This window comes from Thiothrix sp. UBA5583 (assembly GCA_002425225.1).
GTDB classification, from domain to species: Bacteria; Pseudomonadota; Gammaproteobacteria; order Thiotrichales; family Thiotrichaceae; genus Thiothrix; species Thiothrix moscowensis.
In genome coordinates, this window is the sequence record DILV01000011.1 from 1 (window position 1) to 17,191 (window position 17,191).

Consider the following 17,191-nt stretch of genomic DNA (forward strand, 5'->3'; position numbering starts at 1 on the left):
GCTGACTTGTGTATAAGGAGATGGGTTTAATCGCCTCAATCCAGGCACTCAACCGCGCCTCGGTCAGCAAGCTCTGTGACTGCTGATCCAGCACCAGCCCGACAAACTGCCCATCCACCACCGCAGGCGATTGCTTGAAGGTATAACCCTCAGTAGACCACTGCCCAACCACATCCGCGCCACCCGCCACGCCCCAGCGGTACAAATGAATCAGCGAATGCGCAAAGCGGTCGGGGTATTTCTCCTGATCGCCCAACCCGTACAGCGCAATCACCTTGCCGGACAAGTCCTTGCCTGCCAGTTGCGGCATGAAATCTTCCCAACTGCCATCCTGAATATCGGTGCTTTTACCCGGAAGCTGGTCGATGCCGTAAGTGGCAGTCCCCAGAATCAGCGCATCGTATTGCAACAATTCTTCGGCAGTGGTGCGGTTGATATTGAGCGGCTTGGCAGCGACATCGCCCAGCAGCTTCGCCATCTTTTTCGCCATCAGCCGCGTTGTGCCGGAATTCGTGCCAAAAAAGATGCCGATCTTATTCATGCGCAACCCCATGCCGCAGCTCGTGCAGGTTTTCCTGCAACATCTTGCGGTACTGCTCGGTGTAATAGGCGATTGCCGCCGCCTCTTTATCCTCGTCACCCAGCGTTTCCATGAAGTGGAAAGCGTTGTAACGCGCCGCTGCGTACAGGATCGCTGCACTGAGGAAATTCGGTGCCCATTCCGCGCTCAACTTATTCGCCAGATTGACGAATTCATCGGCGACCTCGTGAAAATCCAGTTCTTGCATGGTCAATCTCCTTGATTAAAGAACCCCTCACCCCCCAGCCCCCGCACCCAGCCGCCTTTGGCGTCGTCCCTCAAGGGGCGAGAGTGAGCAAAGATTATCTCTTAGCCCCTCTCCCCTTGAGGGAGAGGGGTTGGGGTGAGGGGTTTCTTACTCCAACCCTTCCGGCTTCGCCCGCTCGCCCTTGTCCGCCAACCAGCCCTCGCTTGCCTGCGGAAAACAATCGAAGCGTTTCACATACGGCTTGATGTCGAGCAGCGGCGAACCATCCAGCATATCCACCCCGCGCACGGTCAGCACATTGCCTTCCACCGCCAGCAACTCCACCACTGTCAGCCCCAACGGATTAGGCCGCGCCGGATGCCGGATCGCAAACAAGCCACGCGGCACATCATCCAGAAACGGCGTGCGCACCAGTTGCACCGCGCCCGCCCGATGAAACTGGTACAACAAAATCAGGTGCGAAAACCCCACCACATCCTGCAAACCCTCAGCAAATTCGGCATCCACTACCACCGAACCTTCCGCACCTTGGGCATATTGCCCCTGCACCGGCGCATCCGGCTTATCCACAAACGGCGTGCGGATGATGCCAATGGGTTGCAGGATGAGGGGTTGCTTCATACGCTATAAGACCGCTGTTCCCACTCACGCAAAATCTTCAAATCCCGCGCTGGCAAATACGCATAAGCCTCCATCTGGTCACGCAGCACCGCCTCCGCCACCGTGGTCGGCACGCCCTTGCGGTTCAACATGAGGAAATACCAGGCAAACGGATACCCCACCTTGCGGTCAAAACTGTGCAGGGCTTTTGCCATCTCAGCCCCCTGCAAACCGTGGTTTTCCGCGAAATCCGCCACCTTGTCGGTAAACGTTGCGGTCGGTTTGATATTGTAATGTTCCGCCTTGTCGCTACCCTGATACGCCTGCAAGACCATTACCCAATGCTGGCAGAAAATGGCATCGTTATGCCCCGCGCTACTGTTCTGCCAGTCCTGCATAAAGCGCAGCAGGTTCAGTACATGGCGGCTATGGAAATTCTGGTCGGCAAATACTTCCGCCATCGCCTGCAAGCGGCGGAAACGGTAATGCGGCTTGCCCACGGGTTCGGGTTCGAGGCGTGGGTAGTCAACCGGATCAAGAAACTCTTCCACGTTATCTGGCAGGAAATCGGGGTCGGAAAGCGGGCGATCCAGCACTTCCTGCAACACTTCCACCTCAAGCTGGATAAAATCCTGCGGCTTGTCGCCGGTCGATGCGGTGAAATACAGGGTCGTGCCGCTGATTTTGGTGGCAAACAGGATTTGCTCCGAACACTTGTCCAGCAGGGTTTCAATCTCACCGCCGGATTCGGTTTCTGCCCAGATACGCAAGTTTTTAGCAACAGGGCGCATATCAATGTCGACCACGCCACCCAGATGATGCCAGCCGCCGCGTTCCAGCACCTTGTCAAAGCTGAGGTTGAGCGGTGCGAACAGGGTATTGATGTTGTGCAGCAGTTCAGCATGGGTTGCACCGACGCTCAGTTCCGGGCACAGGGCGGCGAGTTTTTTGGCTTGCCAGTCGAATTCAGTCATGGGTATCCGTCTCCCGAAGCCGCTGACGGGCGACTTCCTTCACATCGGGGTCAGTGTCATAAACCAGTACTTCCAGCATCCCACGGGTAGCGCGTTCCGCGACCTTGACCCGCACGCCCCAGTCGGGGTCGTGGAGCAAGGCACTCAAGGCTTCCGGCTGGATACGTTCGGCGACAATGCGGCGGATTTCCGGCTCGCTGTCGTTCAGCAGCAAGCCGAGGCTCTCGATCGGCAAGCGTCTTGTTACCGTCATGCGCACTTCGCGGTCATTGTCGCAGATCATGCGGAACAGGCGACCTGCGGGCATCCGCCGCGCCACGTATTTGCGTACCAGATAGTCGTTGTCGTTAGCCAGCCGTTCCAGTTGCTCCGGCGGCAGGCGATCGGCGACGGTGATCCGTACTTCGCGGTCATTGTCGTCAATCAGGCGGTGTAGTTCTTCCACCGGCAGGCGGTAAGCCAGCACCCGCCGCACCACTTCGTCCGGGTCATCGACCATTTCCAGCAGGCGTTGCTGGGAAAGGTAACGCGCCGCAATCGCCCGCCGTTCCCAGAATTCATCGCCTGCATAGTCCTGCGCCAGATCAGGGTTTTCACGGAAAAAGCGTTCAATTTGCCGCCCGCTCATGGCTTTCACGCAGCGGTCGCCGGGCTGGCAACGCCCGTTGCTCAGCCGGTCAGTCCGATGCGGACACTGGCTGCAATCGGCGGTCGGGGTTATCAGATCCATGGGCGGCGCTTCAGTCATTGTCCTCCCCCAATTCGGCGATGACCACGCCGCTGGCGGCTTCCAGACTGGGGGTGAAACACAGGCAGTGGTTGCTGCTGTCGACCAGATACACATTGAAACCCTTGCCCTGTGCGGCAGGTTGCGGGCCACACACGTCGTCATCCATGCACCAGGTGAAATGCAGTTCCGGGAAATGCGCCCGCAGGTCAGTCAGATTGCTGTCAGCCAAGCCGCGTTGTTCGACCTGTTCCACCACACTGGCAAGCTGTTCCGGGGTCATCATCCTTCAGCCTCAAGCAGTTCGTCGTCATCGTCGTCGCTGCTGAAACGGGCGCGGGTTTCGGCATCCTTGCCCATCACTTTGCCCAGCCAGGGCGGCGGGGATTGCAGCGCGGTTTGCAGCTTGACCAGCAATTCGCTGGTAGGGACGACCGTGGGTTGCTTGATCGGGTGGATACCTTTCTTGACGATCTTGGCAGCAGCGGGGCCACCCACCGAAGCGATGAATAGCACCTGGCAATCAAGGATCAGGCTGGCGCGGTAGGCATTCTTGTCTTCTTCGGCTTCGTCGTCACCCACTTCACGCACATCAATCAGGCGGTATTCGGTTTGCGACACCTGATAGACCAGAAAGCGTTCGCAAGAACCAAAATGCCCGTTGAGCAGCTCGCCGCTGTTGGAGGCGCACGCCACGCGGATGGAGTCCGGCATCTCGCCGTCGGTATAGGGTTGGGGAGTCGGGATGTCGCTCATGATCGGCTCCTAAGAGAACCCCTCACCCCCCAGCCCCCTCTCCCTCAAGGGGCGAGGGGGAGCAAGAGAGGTTATTTTCTTAGCCCCTCTCCCCCTGAGGGAGAGGGGTTGGGGTGAGGGGTTCTTTGGTTAATTAAACGTATTCAATACAGCCATCTTCCAAACACACTTTCAGGCACTGTGGCTCGTCGTGTTCGCCTTCGCACTCGGTGCAGGTGTCTTCAACGATCTTGTAAGTGCCTTTGAACGGCTTGATGGATTTGGTTGGGCAAACGGGTTCGCAATCACCACAAGAGGTGCAGAGGTCGCGGTTGATTTTCAGTGCCATGACTATTCTCCTTTCACTGGGTTCAGCATTCAGCCGCGCTTGAAACGCAGCGTGGTCGGAAAGACAGGTGGGGGGCTGATCGGGTCGATGTACCATTTCGAGCCATCGGTCAACTCAATCGCACCACCCCATTCTTCGGCAGTATCCTTCTCGATGGTTGCCACTGTCTCTTCCATGTCCTGCTTGGCGACATAAAATTGCAGCTTGCCATCGGGCTTGCGTCGGATCATTACGTTGGGCATAGGAAGCTCCTTTAAGAAACCCCTCACCCCAACCCCTCTCCCTCAAGGGGAGAGGGGCTAAGAAAAGAGGATAAAAGTTTCTTGTTCCCCTCTCCCCTTGAGGGAGAGGGGCTAGGGGTGAGGGGATCTTAACGAACCAAATCGTAGTTATAATCCGTCGTCCCCATGCCGCGAGTTTCCTCGTCCAGACGCTCCAGCACTGCGTTAGTCAAAGTGCGCAGCATGTACATCGCACCCTCGTAACCCAGGGTAGTGTCACGGTGCATATGGTGGCGGTCGAAGATCGGGAAACCGATACGGATCAACGGAACCTCGAACTCTTTGCCTTTATGCAGCGTGTCACGCTGGATGAACTTGCCATAGCTGTTGCCGATCATGAAGTCTGGCTTGTTGGTGAACATCAGTGAACGGAAGTGCCACAAATCCTTGCCGATGTGGACTTCACTGTTCGCGCCGTAAGGGGAAGACGCCAGCAGTTTTTCCACTTCTTTCTTCCAACGCTTGTTGGCGTGGTTGCAGAGGATGTGGATCGGCTCTGCCCCCACTTCCAGCAGGAACTTGGTCATACCCAGCACGAAGTCGGCATCGCCGTAGAGGCCGAATTTCTTGCCGTGCAGCCAGGCGTGGGAGTCGGTCAGCATATCCACATAACGCCCGCGTTCCAGCAGCAGGGATTCGGGGATAGCCTTGCCAGTGATTTCGGCAACCTTCATCAGGAATTCGTCAGTCCACTCCAGACCCATCGGAATGTTGATTTTGGCAACTTCGTGTTTCCAGGTGTTTTGTACAAACTTCTTGGTCTTTTCCAACTGCCAGGGTTGCAGCAACAGGGTGTCATACGCATTCGGTGCGTCTTTCACCTCTTCCATCGTAGTGCCGCCGGAGTACATGCGGAACTTGCCGTCAGCCGGGGTATCCAGCACTTCAGTCGGGTCAGACAACAGGGTCAGGTCAACACCCATGTCGGACATCATGCGCTTGATAACGCGGAAGTTGCCGAGGTAAGTCTCAAAACCGGGTACGATATTGAGCTTGCCGTTGCTGCCAACTTCCTTGCCTTCCATGTGGTTGAGGGTGAAGTAGCGGGCAATGCCTTCAAACATATTGTCCCAACCGGTGGTGTGCGAACCGACGAAGCTGGGGGTATGGGCGAACGGCACGGGGTATTCCTGCGGGATATGCCCTTCCTTCTTGGTGTTATTGATGAACGCATTCAGGTCGTCACCGATAACTTCCGCCATACAGGTGGTGGAAACCGCGATCATGTCCGGCTTGTACATCGCCTTGGCGTTTTCCAGCCCGTCGAACATGTTCTTTTGGCCACCGAACACCGCTGCGTCTTCGGTCATGGAGTCAGATACGCACGAAATCGGCTCTTTGAAATGGCGGTTGAAGTAGGTGCGGAAATACGCCACGCAACCTTGTGAACCGTGGACATACGGCAGGGTATTCTTGAACCCCAGGGAACACAGCACCGCGCCTAACGGCTGGCAGGCTTTCGCCGGGTTGACGGTCAGGGCTTCACGCGCAAAGTTCAGATCCTGATATTCCTTGGTGGTTGACCACAGGAAAGTTTCCTGAATTTTGTCCGCCGGGTGACGCTCTTCGTAGTTATCCTGTTTGTTTTTCAGGTTGGCTTTGTACTCGTCATTACGGAACAAAGGGTAGCTGGGTTGGATGTTTTCAACAGCTTGGCTCATGTCTTTTCTCCTCCCGCGCCGCTAATCTGCGGACTACGGGTAGTCAATTTACAATCTGGGTCATACCCCTCACCCCAACCCCTCTCCCTCAAGGGGAGAGGGGCTAAGAGGTTTCTTGTTCCCCCTCTCCCCTTGAGGGACGACGCCGAAGGCGGCTGGGTGCGGGGGCTAGGGGGTGAGGGGTACTCTTCATTACGCAGCAGCAGCAATCGCTGGTGCAGCTTCGTCCTTGATCCACGGCGCTTTCATCTTGCCCCAGCAAGGGTTGTTCAGCGTCATGTCCATGTCACGGGCAAAGATGGCGAAGCCGTCATAGCCGTGATAAGGGCCGGAATAATCCCAAGAGTGCATCTGGCGGAACGGGATACCCATTTTCTGGAAGATGTACTTTTCCTTGATCCCTGAACCGATCAGGTCAGGCTTGATCTTCTTGACGAATTCCTCGAACTCGTAGCCGGTCACGTCGTCATAGATCAGGGTGGCGTTGCCCATTTCCTTGATGGTGCGGTCGTAGTCGTCGTTATGGGCAAATTCATAACCCGTACCGACCACTTCCATACCCAAATCTTCATACGCACCGATGACGTGGCGTGGGCGCAGACCGCCGATGTACAGCATGACGCGCTTGCCTTGCAGACGTGGCTTGTACTTGGCAATCACAGCTTCGTATTCGGCTTTGTAACGCTCAATCACGCGCTCAGCCCCGGCCTTGATGGTGTCGTCGAAGTAACTGGCAATCTTGCGCAGGGATTCGGCGATCTTGGTCGGGCCAAAGAAGTTGTATTCAACCCAGGGAATACCATACTTCTCTTCCATGTGGCGGCTGATGTAGTTCATGGAACGGTAGCAGTGCAGCAGGTTCAGCTTCACTTTCGGGGTCAGTTCCATTTCCGCCAACGTGCCGTCACCTGACCACTGGGCTACCACGCGCAGACCCATTTCTTCCAGCAGGGTACGGGAAGACCAGGCGTCACCACCGATGTTGTAGTCGCCAATGATGGAAACGTCATACGGGGTGGTCTGGAAGCTGTTGTCGCCGTCACGGTTGCTCAATACCCAGTCACGTACTGCGTCATTGGCAATGTGGTGACCCAGGGACTGGGAAACGCCCCGGAAACCTTCGCAACGCACGGGTACAACCGGCTTGTTGAGTTCCTTGGAGGCTTTCTTGGAAACGGCTTCGATGTCGTCACCGATCAGACCAATCGGGCATTCGGATTGCACGGAAATGCCTTTGGCCAGCGGGAACAAGGTTTCGATTTCACCAATCAGTTTCGCCAGCTTTTTGTCGCCGCCGAATACGATGTCTTTTTCCTGGAAGTCGGAAGTGAAGTTCATCGTGCCGAAGGTGTTGATACCGGTCGTACCAACGTAATAGTTACGGCGACCAGCGCGGGAATATTGTCCGCAACCGACCGGGCCGTGGGAAATGTGGATCATGTCCTTGATCGGGCCCCACACCACGCCTTTGGAACCGGCGTAAGCGCAACCACGGATGGTCATCACGCCCGGCAGGGATTTGCGGTTGGAGGTGATGCACTTCTTGGACTGTTCAACGCTCTGGTCGTTGACGGTCAAATGCTTGGCGCGGTCTTTTTTGGCCTTTTCGGGGTAGATTTCCAGTACCTCGGCGATGAGGGCCTGGGTTTCTTCTTTGGTCAGGTTCGTCATGTCGTATCTCCTGGGTCACCGCCACTAATCTGTGGACGGGTGAGGGAAGGATGGGGAAAGATGGTGGGTATCGCTGATGCTCCACCCACCCTACATACCCGGTTCGGAATTAAGCAGAGGCTTCTTCAGCAGCCGTCTTACCGACGATGGATTCGTCTTCTTCGTCCATCAGGCCGAATTGCATCAACAGGTCTTCCAAAGCGTCCATGGTGATCGGGGTTGGGATCACGAACATTTTGTTATTGATGATTTTCTGTGCCAGTGCACGGTATTCATCAGCCTGTTTCGCGGTTGGCTCGTACTCAATAACGGTCATACGGCGGATTTCTGCACGTTGTACTACGTTGTCACGCGGTACGAAGTGGATCATCTGCGTGCCGAGCTGGCGAGCCAGTTCCATGATCAGCTCGTCTTCACGCGCAGTATTACGGGAATTGCAGATCAGGCCAGCCAGACGCACGCCGCCGGAGTTGGCGTATTTCACGATACCCTTGGCAATGTTGTTCGCTGCGTACATCGCCATCATTTCGCCGGAGCAAACGATGTAGATTTCTTGCGCCTTGTTTTCGCGGATAGGCATGGCGAAGCCGCCACATACAACGTCACCGAGTACGTCGTAGAATACGAAGTCGAGGTCTTCTTCATACGCGCCTTCTTCTTCCAGGAAGTTGATGGCGGTGATAACGCCACGGCCTGCACAGCCTACACCTGGCTCAGGGCCGCCGGACTCAACGCATTTGATGTCCTTGTAGCCGACCTTGAGCACGTCTTCGAGTTCGAGGTCTTCCACAGAACCGGCTTCAGCCGCCATCTGCATGATGGAGTTCTGGGCTTTCGCATGGAGGATCAGACGGGTGGAATCTGCTTTAGGGTCGCAGCCCACGATCATGACTTTCTTGCCCGCTTCAGCCAGACCTGCCACCAGATTTTGGGTTGTGGTAGACTTGCCGATGCCGCCTTTACCGTAGATTGCACATTGACGCAGTGCCATATCTTGGTCTCCTTGTGTTAATGGATCAGAGTGATTTGTGACGATGAACTCTTTGCAAGCTGCGTGCCAAGGCGGCATTTTATTTTCAAGACACTGATTTTAAAGCAGTAATATTTTCTCGGCGGTAAAATGGCACAGTCTGGTTCAAGTCGTGTTCCCGACAATACCGATACAATTTGTATGGGTAAGGACAGTGCTTTCCTGCCGTTCAACCGTTGTAACCTGCCTGCCAGCATCCTTGGCAGCTTGCCGTTCCAGTTCCACCCCGCGCCCCTGAAGCTGGACGGGGTAGAAGTCCTGCATCGTTCCCTGTTCAAACACCTGCAAGGCTTGCCGGATACTGCGGCACGGGCGCAGCGTTTCATCGACTACATGACGGTACATTTCTGCCTGGAAACACTGGAAGAAGCAGGGCTGGAGCCAGGCAAGCCGCAGAAACGTGCCAATGCCAATTACTTGCGGGTGCTGCGCGGCTGGGGCTTTGATTCCAGCGGGCGTGAGGGTGCGGTGCTGAAAGGCTGGGTGGAATCGCGCTTTGGGCTAGCAGTGCAATACCATCAGGGCAACTTCGCGTTTGACCGTTGCAAGGGGCTGTACGGGACGAATGCGCTGGAAAGCCAGCTCGACCTTGTTTATACCTATTGTCAGTACGAACTGGCGTTGTCGCATTCCCAACAATCGCACCTGACCTTGTATCGCGGGGTGAATGCACTGGATGAGTACCGCATCCTCCAACGTGAGGGGAAACGGGCAGTGGTACTGCTGAACAATGTCAGCTCCTTTACCCATAGCCGCGAGCGGGCGGATGAGTTTGGCGATTACATTATTGAGGCGCACGTTCCGCTGGTGAAGGTGCTGGCCTATTACGATTTGTTGCCGAAGTTGTTAAGGGGGGAAGGGGAGTTTTTAGTGGTGGGGGGAATGTATGAGGTGAAGATTACCCATTTGGCTTTTATGGAGTGATCGTTTGGGATGGGTCTTTAACCAGCACCTCCATTTACTCTCATAAAGCCACCGACAGCGAATGTACGAAAACCGTATAAGTCATTGAAAAAAAATGGTGCCCGGAGCCGGGGTCGAACCGGCACGGTGTTTCCACCGAGGGATTTTAAGTCCCTTGCGTCTACCAATTTCGCCATCCGGGCAGGGTCTGGCTTTTATGTTATGCAGGTCGAGCTTTTTACCATTTGCAGGCGATACGTACAAGTAAAATAAGCCATCTTGCACGTTATAAAAGGCAGCCTAACCAGAAATCTGCGTGAACCGGTTATCCTGCATTCACGCAAACATCAGTCCCCCAACTTGCAGGGGGGCGTGGCATCATGCCTTGATCCGGTACTCCGCTGAGCGTGCATGGGCAATCAGCCCTTCGCCGCGTGCCAACGTGGAAGCAACTTTACCCAGTTCCGACGCACCTTCTGCCGAGCAATCAATCAGCGAAGAACGTTTCTGGAAGTCATAAACCCCCAGCGGGCTGGAGAAGCGTGCCGTGCGTGAGGTTGGCAATACGTGGTTTGGCCCTGCGCAGTAGTCGCCCAGTGCTTCCGCCGTATAGCGCCCCATGAAAATTGCCCCGGCGTGGCGAATTTGCTTGACCAGCTCACGCGGATTTTCCACTGACAATTCCAGATGCTCTGGCGCGATGTAGTTCGCCACTTTCACCGCTTCGTCCATATCCTGCGCCACGATCAGCGCACCACGTGCTTCCAGTGAGGTGCGGATGATGTCCTTACGTGGCATTTCTTCCACCAGCCGGTCGATGCTGGCTTTGACTTGCGCGACGAAATCGGCATCCGGGCATACCAGGATGGATTGGGCGTCTTCGTCGTGTTCGGCTTGCGAGAACAGATCCATCGCAATCCAGTCCGGGTTGGTCTTGCCGTCGCACACCACCAGGATTTCGGAAGGTCCGGCGATCATGTCGATGCCGACTGCGCCATACACCATGCGCTTGGCGGTGGCGACATAGATATTGCCCGGCCCTACCACCTTGTCCACTTGCGGGACGGTTTGCGTGCCGTAAGCCAGCGCTGCAACTGCCTGCGCACCACCAATGGCAAACACACGGTCAACATTGGAAATGGCTGCCGCTGCCAGCACCAACTCATTCACTTCACCACCGGGGGTTGGCACGACCATGATCAATTCCGGTACACCGGCAACCTTGGCAGGCACGGCGTTCATCAGTACTGAAGACGGGTAAGCCGCCTTGCCGCCGGGCACGTACAGCCCCACCCGATCCAACGCTGTCACCTGCTGACCCAGCAGCGTGCCATCGGCTTCGGTGTAGCTCCACGAGTCCATTTTCTGGCGCTCGGCATATGCCTTGATGCGGTCGGCGGACAGTTGCAAGGCATCACGTTGTGCCGGGGTGATGTTGTTGAGGGCTGCCTGCAAACGTTCCAGCGGGATTTCCAGTTCCGACATGCTGCCTGCATTCATGCGGTCGAAACGGTTGGTGTATTCGACCACTGCCGCATCACCACGGCTGCGCACGTCCTTGAGGATGCCGTTGACAGTGTTGAACACGGCATCATCGGAAACGCTTTCCCAGGCCAGCAGATCCTGCATTTGTTGCCAGAAACTGGCGTCTTTGGTGTTTAATTGTCTGATATTGAGCATAACGATATTCCGTCATTTACCCCTCACCCCAACCCCTCTCCCTCAGGGGGAGAGGGGCTAAGATGAGGAAAATTTATCTTGTTCCCCCTCGCCCTTTGAGGGAGAGGGGGCTAGGGGGTGAGGGGTGTTAACCCCTACGTTTTTCAACGGCTTCCGCCAGTTGCTCCAGCACTTGCACCGTGGTATCCCAGTTGATGCAGGCATCGGTAATACTCTGACCGTACACGAGTTCTTCGCGCTGTTTGCCATCGGCTTTCTGGTTGCCTTCCACCAGATGGCTTTCGATCATCACCCCTGCAATGGCCCTGTTGCCAGCGGCAATCTGCCCGGCGACATTGCTAGCCACTTCCGGCTGGCGGCGGTAATCCTTGTAGCTGTTGGCATGGCTGAAATCGACCATCAGGTACGGTGACAGCTTGGCCTTTTCCAGCGCAGCCACCGCAGCGGCAACACTGGCAGCGTCATAGTTCGGCTCTTGCCCGCCGCGCAGGATGACATGGCAGTCTTCATTACCTTTGGTGGCAAAGATGGCGGTACGACCTTCCTTGGTGACGGACAGGAAGTGATGCGGGCGGGAAGATGCACCAATCGCATCCACCGCAATGTTCAGGTTGCCATACGTGCCGTTCTTGAAGCCGATCGGGCAAGAAACGCCGGATGCCAGTTCACGATGCCCCTGACTTTCGGTGGTACGTGCGCCAATTGCTGCCCAGCTTACCAGATCCGCCACGTATTGCGGGCTGATCAGGTCGAGGTATTCGGTCGCCGCAGGCATCCCCTGATTGTTCAGATCCAGCAGCAGCTTGCGAGCCATGCGCAAACCCTTGTTGATGTGGAAACTGTTGTCCAGATCCGGGTCATTGATCAGCCCTTTCCAACCCACTGTTGTGCGTGGCTTTTCAAAGTAAACGCGCATGATGATGTGCAATTGGTCTTTCAGCGCGTGGCGGTAATGTTGCAGACGGGCAGCATATTCCAGCGCCGCATCCACGTCATGGATCGAGCAAGGGCCAGTCACCACTAGCAGGCGGTCATCCTTGCCATGCAGGATGTCATGGGCTTCCTGGCGGGCGTTGTACACGGTTTCGGTGGCGATTTCCGACAGTGGGTATTCACGATGCAGTTCCACCGGCGGAGTCAACTCGTGCATCCCAATAATGCGTAAATCATCGGTCTGGTATTTCATGCGTTGTTCCTTTGTTCAACCGCAGCCTGGATATGGGCGAGCAGGTCGCGGATGGGGGCGTGTTTCAGTTTCATGGACGCCTTGTTGACAATCAGGCGGGAAGTAATGTCCGCCATGTGTTCCAGTGGTGCAAGCCCGTTGGCGCGTAAGGTATTGCCGGTGTCAACCACGTCCACGATGCAGTCAGCCAGACCGACCAGTGGGGCAAGTTCCATCGAGCCATATAATTTGATCACATCCACCTGACGGCCTTGCTGGGCGAAATAGTGGCGGGTGCAGTTGACGAACTTAGTCGCCACCTTCAAACCCGCTTCCGGCAGCGGGCGGTCAGGGAAACCCGCTACCATCAGCTTGCAGCGGGCAATTTGCAGGTCGAGCAGTTCGTAAACGTCCTGCCCGCCGTGTTCCATCAGCACATCCTTGCCGACCACGCCCAAATCTGCTGCCCCGTGTTGCACGTAAGTCGGCACGTCAGTGGCGCGGATCACCAGCAGTTTCACATTGTCACGGTTGGTGTCAATGATCAGCTTACGGCTGGTTTCCGGGTCTTCCAGCGGCTCAATGTCGGCTGCTTTCAGCAGCGGCGCGGTATCCTTGAAAATGCGCCCCTTGGAAAGCGCAATCGTCAGTATGTCTTTCATGTCAGCCATTCACCCGCTGGATTTTTGCGCCCAGCCTAGATAGCTTTTGTTCAATTTTTTCATAACCACGGTCGGTGTGGTAAATGCGGTCGACGGTGGTTTTGCCTTGCGCCGCCAGCCCTGCCAGTACCAATGAGGCGGAAGCCCGCAGGTCGGTAGCCATGACTGGCGCACCTTTCAGGTAGGGCATTCCGGCGACAATCGCGGTATTGCCTTCCAGCCGGATATTCGCCCCCAAACGCATCAATTCGGCGACGTGCATCATGCGGTTTTCGAAAATGGTTTCGACAATCACACCGATCCCGCGTGATACCGCATTCATCGCCATGAACTGCGCCTGCATGTCGGTCGGGAAGGCGGGGTAAGGATCAGTGCGGAGGTCAACGGCTTTCAATGTGCGGTCGCGCATGTCGACTTCAATCCAGTCAGCCCCACTCGTAACCAACGCACCGGCTTCGGTGAATTTGTGCAGCACAGCATCGAGTGTATCAGGCGCGGCTTTCAATGTCCTGACCCGCCCGCCAGTAATGGCGGCAGCGGCAAGGAACGTACCGGTTTCAATTCGGTCAGGCAGTACTGAATAGTCCACGCCCTTGAGGCTGCTCACACCTTCGATAATGATCTTGTCCGTGCCAGCACCCTTGATGTTCGCACCCATCGCAATCAGGCAGTTGGCAAGATCCACCACTTCGGGTTCACGCGCCGCATTTTCCAGTACGGTCGTGCCTTCCGCCAGTACAGCGGCCATCAGCAGATTTTCCGTGCCGGTAACGGTCACAATATCCATGACAATGCGTGCACCTTTGAGGCGATTGGCTTTGGCGCGGATATAACCTTCCTCGACCACAATTTTCGCACCCATTGCTTCCAGCCCGGAAAGGTGGATATTGACGGGGCGTGTGCCAATGGCACAACCACCGGGCAGGGACACTTCCGCTTCACCGTAACGCGCCACCATCGGGCCGAGAACCAAAATGGAAGCCCGCATGGTGCGAACCAGATCATACGGTGCGCAGAAATGCTGGATAGTGGCAGTGTCGGTATGGACGTTGTTGTGTTCGTCGATCTCAACCGTTACCCCCATGCCCCGGATCACTTCCGCCAGGGTGGACACATCCTTGAGACGTGGCACATTGCGGATGGTCATGGGCGTTTCTGCCAGCAGGGTAGCTGCCAGCAGGGGCAGGACAGCATTCTTGGCACCGGAGATTTCCACTTCTCCGTCGAGGACAACACCGCCCTCAATGATGAGCTTTTGCATTTTATTAAGACCCGATTCAGTCGCTTGTCAGCAAAAGGAAGGAATAATAGCGAAAATTGTTGGTGGATTCACCGCATAGCGCAAACTTTCCTGCAAAGCTGCGCATGTGAGGAACTAAATCAAGACGATCACCTTCTAATTGTTAGCTTACATTGGGGAACAGGCTGATACGTGCGGGGGCGCGGCTGGCCTGACAACACATAAACTGGGGTCTAGTTAATCATGACAAAAGTACGATGCTTCGGGGGAAGTCGCTTGCTTGCGTCTTTCATTCTGCTGCTGGGCTTGGCAGCAACCCATTCCGCCAGTGCGTTTTACAACAGTAATTCGCCATTGGGAACCAACACCAACGAAATCATGGACGATGATTCCAGTGCACCCTTCATCGACCTGATGAAAATGTCCCTGCCCTTCCGGGAAGCTCGCCAGTTGAACAAAGGCGACATCCAGTACGACCGTTACGGCTGGCCTACCCGCATTTCTGCCGGAGGTCAGGCAGCTACGCGCTTTGTCAGCAAACTGCCCGCAGGCACCATTCCGCCCGGCCCTTACACCGTGCTGTACGAAGGTGAAGGCGTGCTGGAATACGGTAATGATGCCAAATTGCGTGATCATCGCCCCGGACGTGACGTGATCATCCTTGAACCGGGTCAGGACAACGAACTGAACGCTACCCTATTCATCAAAGCCACCAACCCGGCAAACCCGATTCGCAATATCCGCATCCTACCGCCCGGTGGCATTTGTTCCAGCAACCCGTTCCAGCGCGTGCCCAATCCTGGGCAATGCCGGGGTGACTTTCTGTCATTTGAGGAAAACTCCGACAAGATCATTTTCAACCCGGATTACCTCAACTACATGAAGGATTTTCGTGTTATCCGTTTCATGAACATGAGCGGTATCACCCGCAATCCGGTGTATGCATGGGAAGACCGTGCCAGTATTGATCAAGCCACATGGGGTGGCGTGGAAGGTATCCGGGGCGCACCGATGGAAGTGATGGTGGAACTCGCCAACCGCCTGCACGCTGACCCGTGGTTTTCCCTGCCCCATGCAGCCAGTGATGATTTCATCCGTCGTTTTGCCGAATACGTGCAAGCTCATCTCGACCCGACCCTGAAAGTGTATGTGGAATACACCAATGAAGCCTGGAACGGCATCTTCACCCAGCACGCTTTCGTCAAACAGCGTGGTCTGGCAATGGGGCTGGATACTGACCCCAACCAAGCTGCCTACAAATATTATTCCAAGCGTTCGGTGGAAGTGTTCCGGGTGTGGGAAAGCGTGTTTGGTGGTGACAAACGGCTGGTACGGGTCATGTCCGGCCTGATTGGCAGTACGCAAATGACCAAGACCATCCTGTCGTTTGAAGGTGCTTACCGTTTTACCGATGCCTACGCGGTAGCCCCGTATGTTTACGGCGACCTCAATGCCCTGCGTCAGGCACGCAGCGTCAACGATGTATTCAACATCATGACCAACCCCAAATACCCGCATTCATTACCGAATGAAATCAACCTGATTCGCAAGCAAGCGGAAGTGACCACCAGTTTCGGGCTGGACTTACTGGCCTACGAAGGCGGGCAACATCTGGTCGACATGCATACCAAATCCGATGACCAGCATCCCAACACCCTGTTCTATCAGGCCAACCGCCACCCACAGATGGCAGCCATTTACCAGCAATTGCTGCAAGGCTGGAAACAGGCGGGTGGCAAACTGTTTGTGCATTTCAGCTCGCCACGCATTTACCGCAAATACGGCAGTTTTGGTACCAAGGAATTTATTACCCAGGCCGAATCACAAGCTCCCAAGCATCAGGCATTACTGGGCTTTTCACGCAACAACCCTTGCTGGTGGAGCGGCTGTTCCGGCAATACACTGGTACGCCATACCAAACCTGCCACCACCCTGGAAGCCATGAAAAGCCAGTCTGAACCGCTGGATGCAACTGCCCCGCAACACGAATCTGTCTATGGCGAAGCCCCACCCTTTCCGATGGGCAACATGACGCCAGAAGCAGAATCACAAGCCTCAGCACCTGCGCAGGAAGCCGCACCACAATACAGCCGTATTCTGGTTTCGATGCAAAACGCCCCCAACGAACAGTACGTGATGGGCGGCAATGCCGTGATCCGCCGTATCCGCGATGCTGGTAATGTCTGGCAAGGTGCATCCACTTACCAATTGCGTACCGTAGTCAATGGGCAAATCGACGGCAAGAGTGACCTCGCCGCTTTGTGGCAAGGCAGTTGGGACACCAACAACCTGTACCTGCGCATTGGTGTGGAAGATGACCATGAATCCAGTGACTCCCGCGTACCCTGGGAAGATGATGCCATCGAGGTATACCTGGATGCGGATGGCTCATCCCATAACCAGTACGACGGACAAAATGATTTCCACTTCATCATCAGCCGCAAGGATGGACGGGTTGCGCTTGGCAAAAACTCGCCAGCAACGGAAACCATGCCGATGAATAGTCATGTCACCCGTTCCGGCAATGGTTATGTTGTGGAAATGACCCTGCCGTGGGATGCGCTGCGTATCCAGCCCCGCACCGGTATGCGTATCGGGTTGGATGTACATATCAGTGATGATGATGACGGTGACGGACGTGATGGCAAACTGACCTGGAAAGCACGCCAAGATGAAGCTTGGCGCGACCCTTCCATCATGGGCAAGGTTATTCTGGGGGAATAAC

At 55.7% G+C, this 17,191-nt stretch carries 18 protein-coding genes and 1 tRNA gene; 2 read left to right on the forward strand and 17 right to left on the reverse strand.

The window, feature by feature from the left end:
* The 12 genes from B2U47_RS03365 to nifH all read right to left on the reverse strand — a co-directional run.
* On the reverse strand, window positions 1-541 hold a 541-nt coding region (locus B2U47_RS03365), incomplete at its 3' end, for a flavodoxin (RefSeq protein WP_296677944.1).
* A complete protein-coding gene (locus B2U47_RS03370; protein WP_296677941.1) occupies window positions 534-788 on the reverse strand; it encodes a DUF3144 domain-containing protein in 255 nt (84 codons plus the stop codon). The genes B2U47_RS03365 and B2U47_RS03370, both read right to left, overlap by 8 nt.
* Before the next feature lie 147 nt (window positions 789-935).
* Window positions 936-1,409 (reverse strand): tRNA (N6-threonylcarbamoyladenosine(37)-N6)-methyltransferase TrmO, encoded by a 474-nt coding sequence (gene tsaA / locus B2U47_RS03375; RefSeq protein ID WP_296677937.1) that lies wholly within the window; start codon window positions 1,407-1,409, stop codon window positions 936-938.
* On the reverse strand, window positions 1,406-2,362 hold the full coding sequence (locus B2U47_RS03380) for a hypothetical protein (protein ID WP_296677934.1): 957 nt from the start codon (window positions 2,360-2,362) through the stop codon (window positions 1,406-1,408). The genes tsaA and B2U47_RS03380 overlap by 4 nt, the downstream gene beginning before the upstream one ends.
* Window positions 2,355-3,092: a 4Fe4S-binding leucine-rich repeat protein gene (locus tag B2U47_RS03385; protein ID WP_296677931.1), complete on the reverse strand. Its 738-nt coding sequence runs from the start codon at window positions 3,090-3,092 to the stop codon at window positions 2,355-2,357. The genes B2U47_RS03380 and B2U47_RS03385 overlap by 8 nt, the downstream gene beginning before the upstream one ends.
* 10 nt (window positions 3,093-3,102) lie before the next feature.
* Entirely contained in the window at window positions 3,103-3,375 is a 273-nt protein-coding gene (locus B2U47_RS03390) for a DUF6129 family protein (RefSeq protein ID WP_296677928.1), read from the reverse strand.
* A complete protein-coding gene (locus tag B2U47_RS03395) occupies window positions 3,372-3,845 on the reverse strand; it encodes a NifB/NifX family molybdenum-iron cluster-binding protein (protein ID WP_296677925.1) in 474 nt (157 codons plus the stop codon). Before B2U47_RS03395 ends, B2U47_RS03390 begins: the two co-directional genes overlap by 4 nt.
* A 133-nt stretch (window positions 3,846-3,978) precedes the next feature.
* Window positions 3,979-4,173, reverse strand: a complete 195-nt coding sequence (locus B2U47_RS03400) for a 4Fe-4S binding protein (protein ID WP_093070874.1) — start codon at window positions 4,171-4,173, stop codon at window positions 3,979-3,981.
* A gap of 29 nt (window positions 4,174-4,202) precedes the next feature.
* Window positions 4,203-4,415, reverse strand: a complete 213-nt coding sequence (gene nifT, locus B2U47_RS03405; protein WP_296677918.1) for a putative nitrogen fixation protein NifT — start codon at window positions 4,413-4,415, stop codon at window positions 4,203-4,205.
* A gap of 128 nt (window positions 4,416-4,543) precedes the next feature.
* Window positions 4,544-6,115 carry a nitrogenase molybdenum-iron protein subunit beta gene (nifK, locus tag B2U47_RS03410; protein WP_296677915.1) on the reverse strand — a complete coding sequence of 524 codons (1,572 nt, stop codon included), beginning with the start codon at window positions 6,113-6,115 and terminating at the stop codon, window positions 4,544-4,546.
* A 192-nt stretch (window positions 6,116-6,307) separates the two neighbouring features.
* A complete protein-coding gene (gene nifD, locus B2U47_RS03415) occupies window positions 6,308-7,786 on the reverse strand; it encodes a nitrogenase molybdenum-iron protein alpha chain (RefSeq protein ID WP_296683928.1) in 1,479 nt (492 codons plus the stop codon).
* Window positions 7,787-7,895: 109 nt separating this feature from the next.
* Complete coding sequence (gene nifH / locus B2U47_RS03420; protein WP_296681396.1) at window positions 7,896-8,777, reverse strand: nitrogenase iron protein; 882 nt, start codon at window positions 8,775-8,777, stop codon at window positions 7,896-7,898.
* 180 nt (window positions 8,778-8,957) lie between these two features.
* On the opposite strand from nifH, the gene B2U47_RS03425 reads away from it, so the two are divergent.
* The gene (locus B2U47_RS03425; RefSeq protein ID WP_296681394.1) at window positions 8,958-9,740 is read left to right on the forward strand and encodes an NAD(+)--dinitrogen-reductase ADP-D-ribosyltransferase; all 783 of its coding nucleotides are present in this window, start codon (window positions 8,958-8,960) and stop codon (window positions 9,738-9,740) included.
* Window positions 9,741-9,835: 95 nt separating this feature from the next.
* Here the strand turns inward: B2U47_RS03425 and B2U47_RS03430 are convergent.
* The 5 genes from B2U47_RS03430 to murA all read right to left on the reverse strand — a co-directional run bounded on the left by B2U47_RS03430 (window position 9,836) and on the right by murA (window position 14,487).
* A tRNA-Leu gene (locus B2U47_RS03430) sits at window positions 9,836-9,922 on the reverse strand.
* A gap of 175 nt (window positions 9,923-10,097) precedes the next feature.
* Complete coding sequence (gene hisD, locus B2U47_RS03435; protein WP_296683930.1) at window positions 10,098-11,399, reverse strand: histidinol dehydrogenase; 1,302 nt, start codon at window positions 11,397-11,399, stop codon at window positions 10,098-10,100.
* A gap of 127 nt (window positions 11,400-11,526) precedes the next feature.
* Window positions 11,527-12,585, reverse strand: coding sequence for a 3-deoxy-7-phosphoheptulonate synthase (locus tag B2U47_RS03440; RefSeq protein WP_296683933.1), 1,059 nt, complete (start codon window positions 12,583-12,585; stop codon window positions 11,527-11,529).
* Complete coding sequence (hisG, locus tag B2U47_RS03445; protein ID WP_298683016.1) at window positions 12,582-13,217, reverse strand: ATP phosphoribosyltransferase; 636 nt, start codon at window positions 13,215-13,217, stop codon at window positions 12,582-12,584. Before hisG ends, B2U47_RS03440 begins: the two co-directional genes overlap by 4 nt.
* Before the next feature lie 10 nt (window positions 13,218-13,227).
* Window positions 13,228-14,487 carry a UDP-N-acetylglucosamine 1-carboxyvinyltransferase gene (murA, locus tag B2U47_RS03450; protein ID WP_296683939.1) on the reverse strand — a complete coding sequence of 420 codons (1,260 nt, stop codon included), beginning with the start codon at window positions 14,485-14,487 and terminating at the stop codon, window positions 13,228-13,230.
* Window positions 14,488-14,709: 222 nt separating this feature from the next.
* Here murA and B2U47_RS03455 point away from each other — a divergent pair, with 222 nt between their 5' ends.
* Window positions 14,710-17,190, forward strand: a complete 2,481-nt coding sequence (locus B2U47_RS03455; protein WP_296677863.1) for a sugar-binding protein — start codon at window positions 14,710-14,712, stop codon at window positions 17,188-17,190.
* Window position 17,191: the final 1 nt, after the last annotated feature.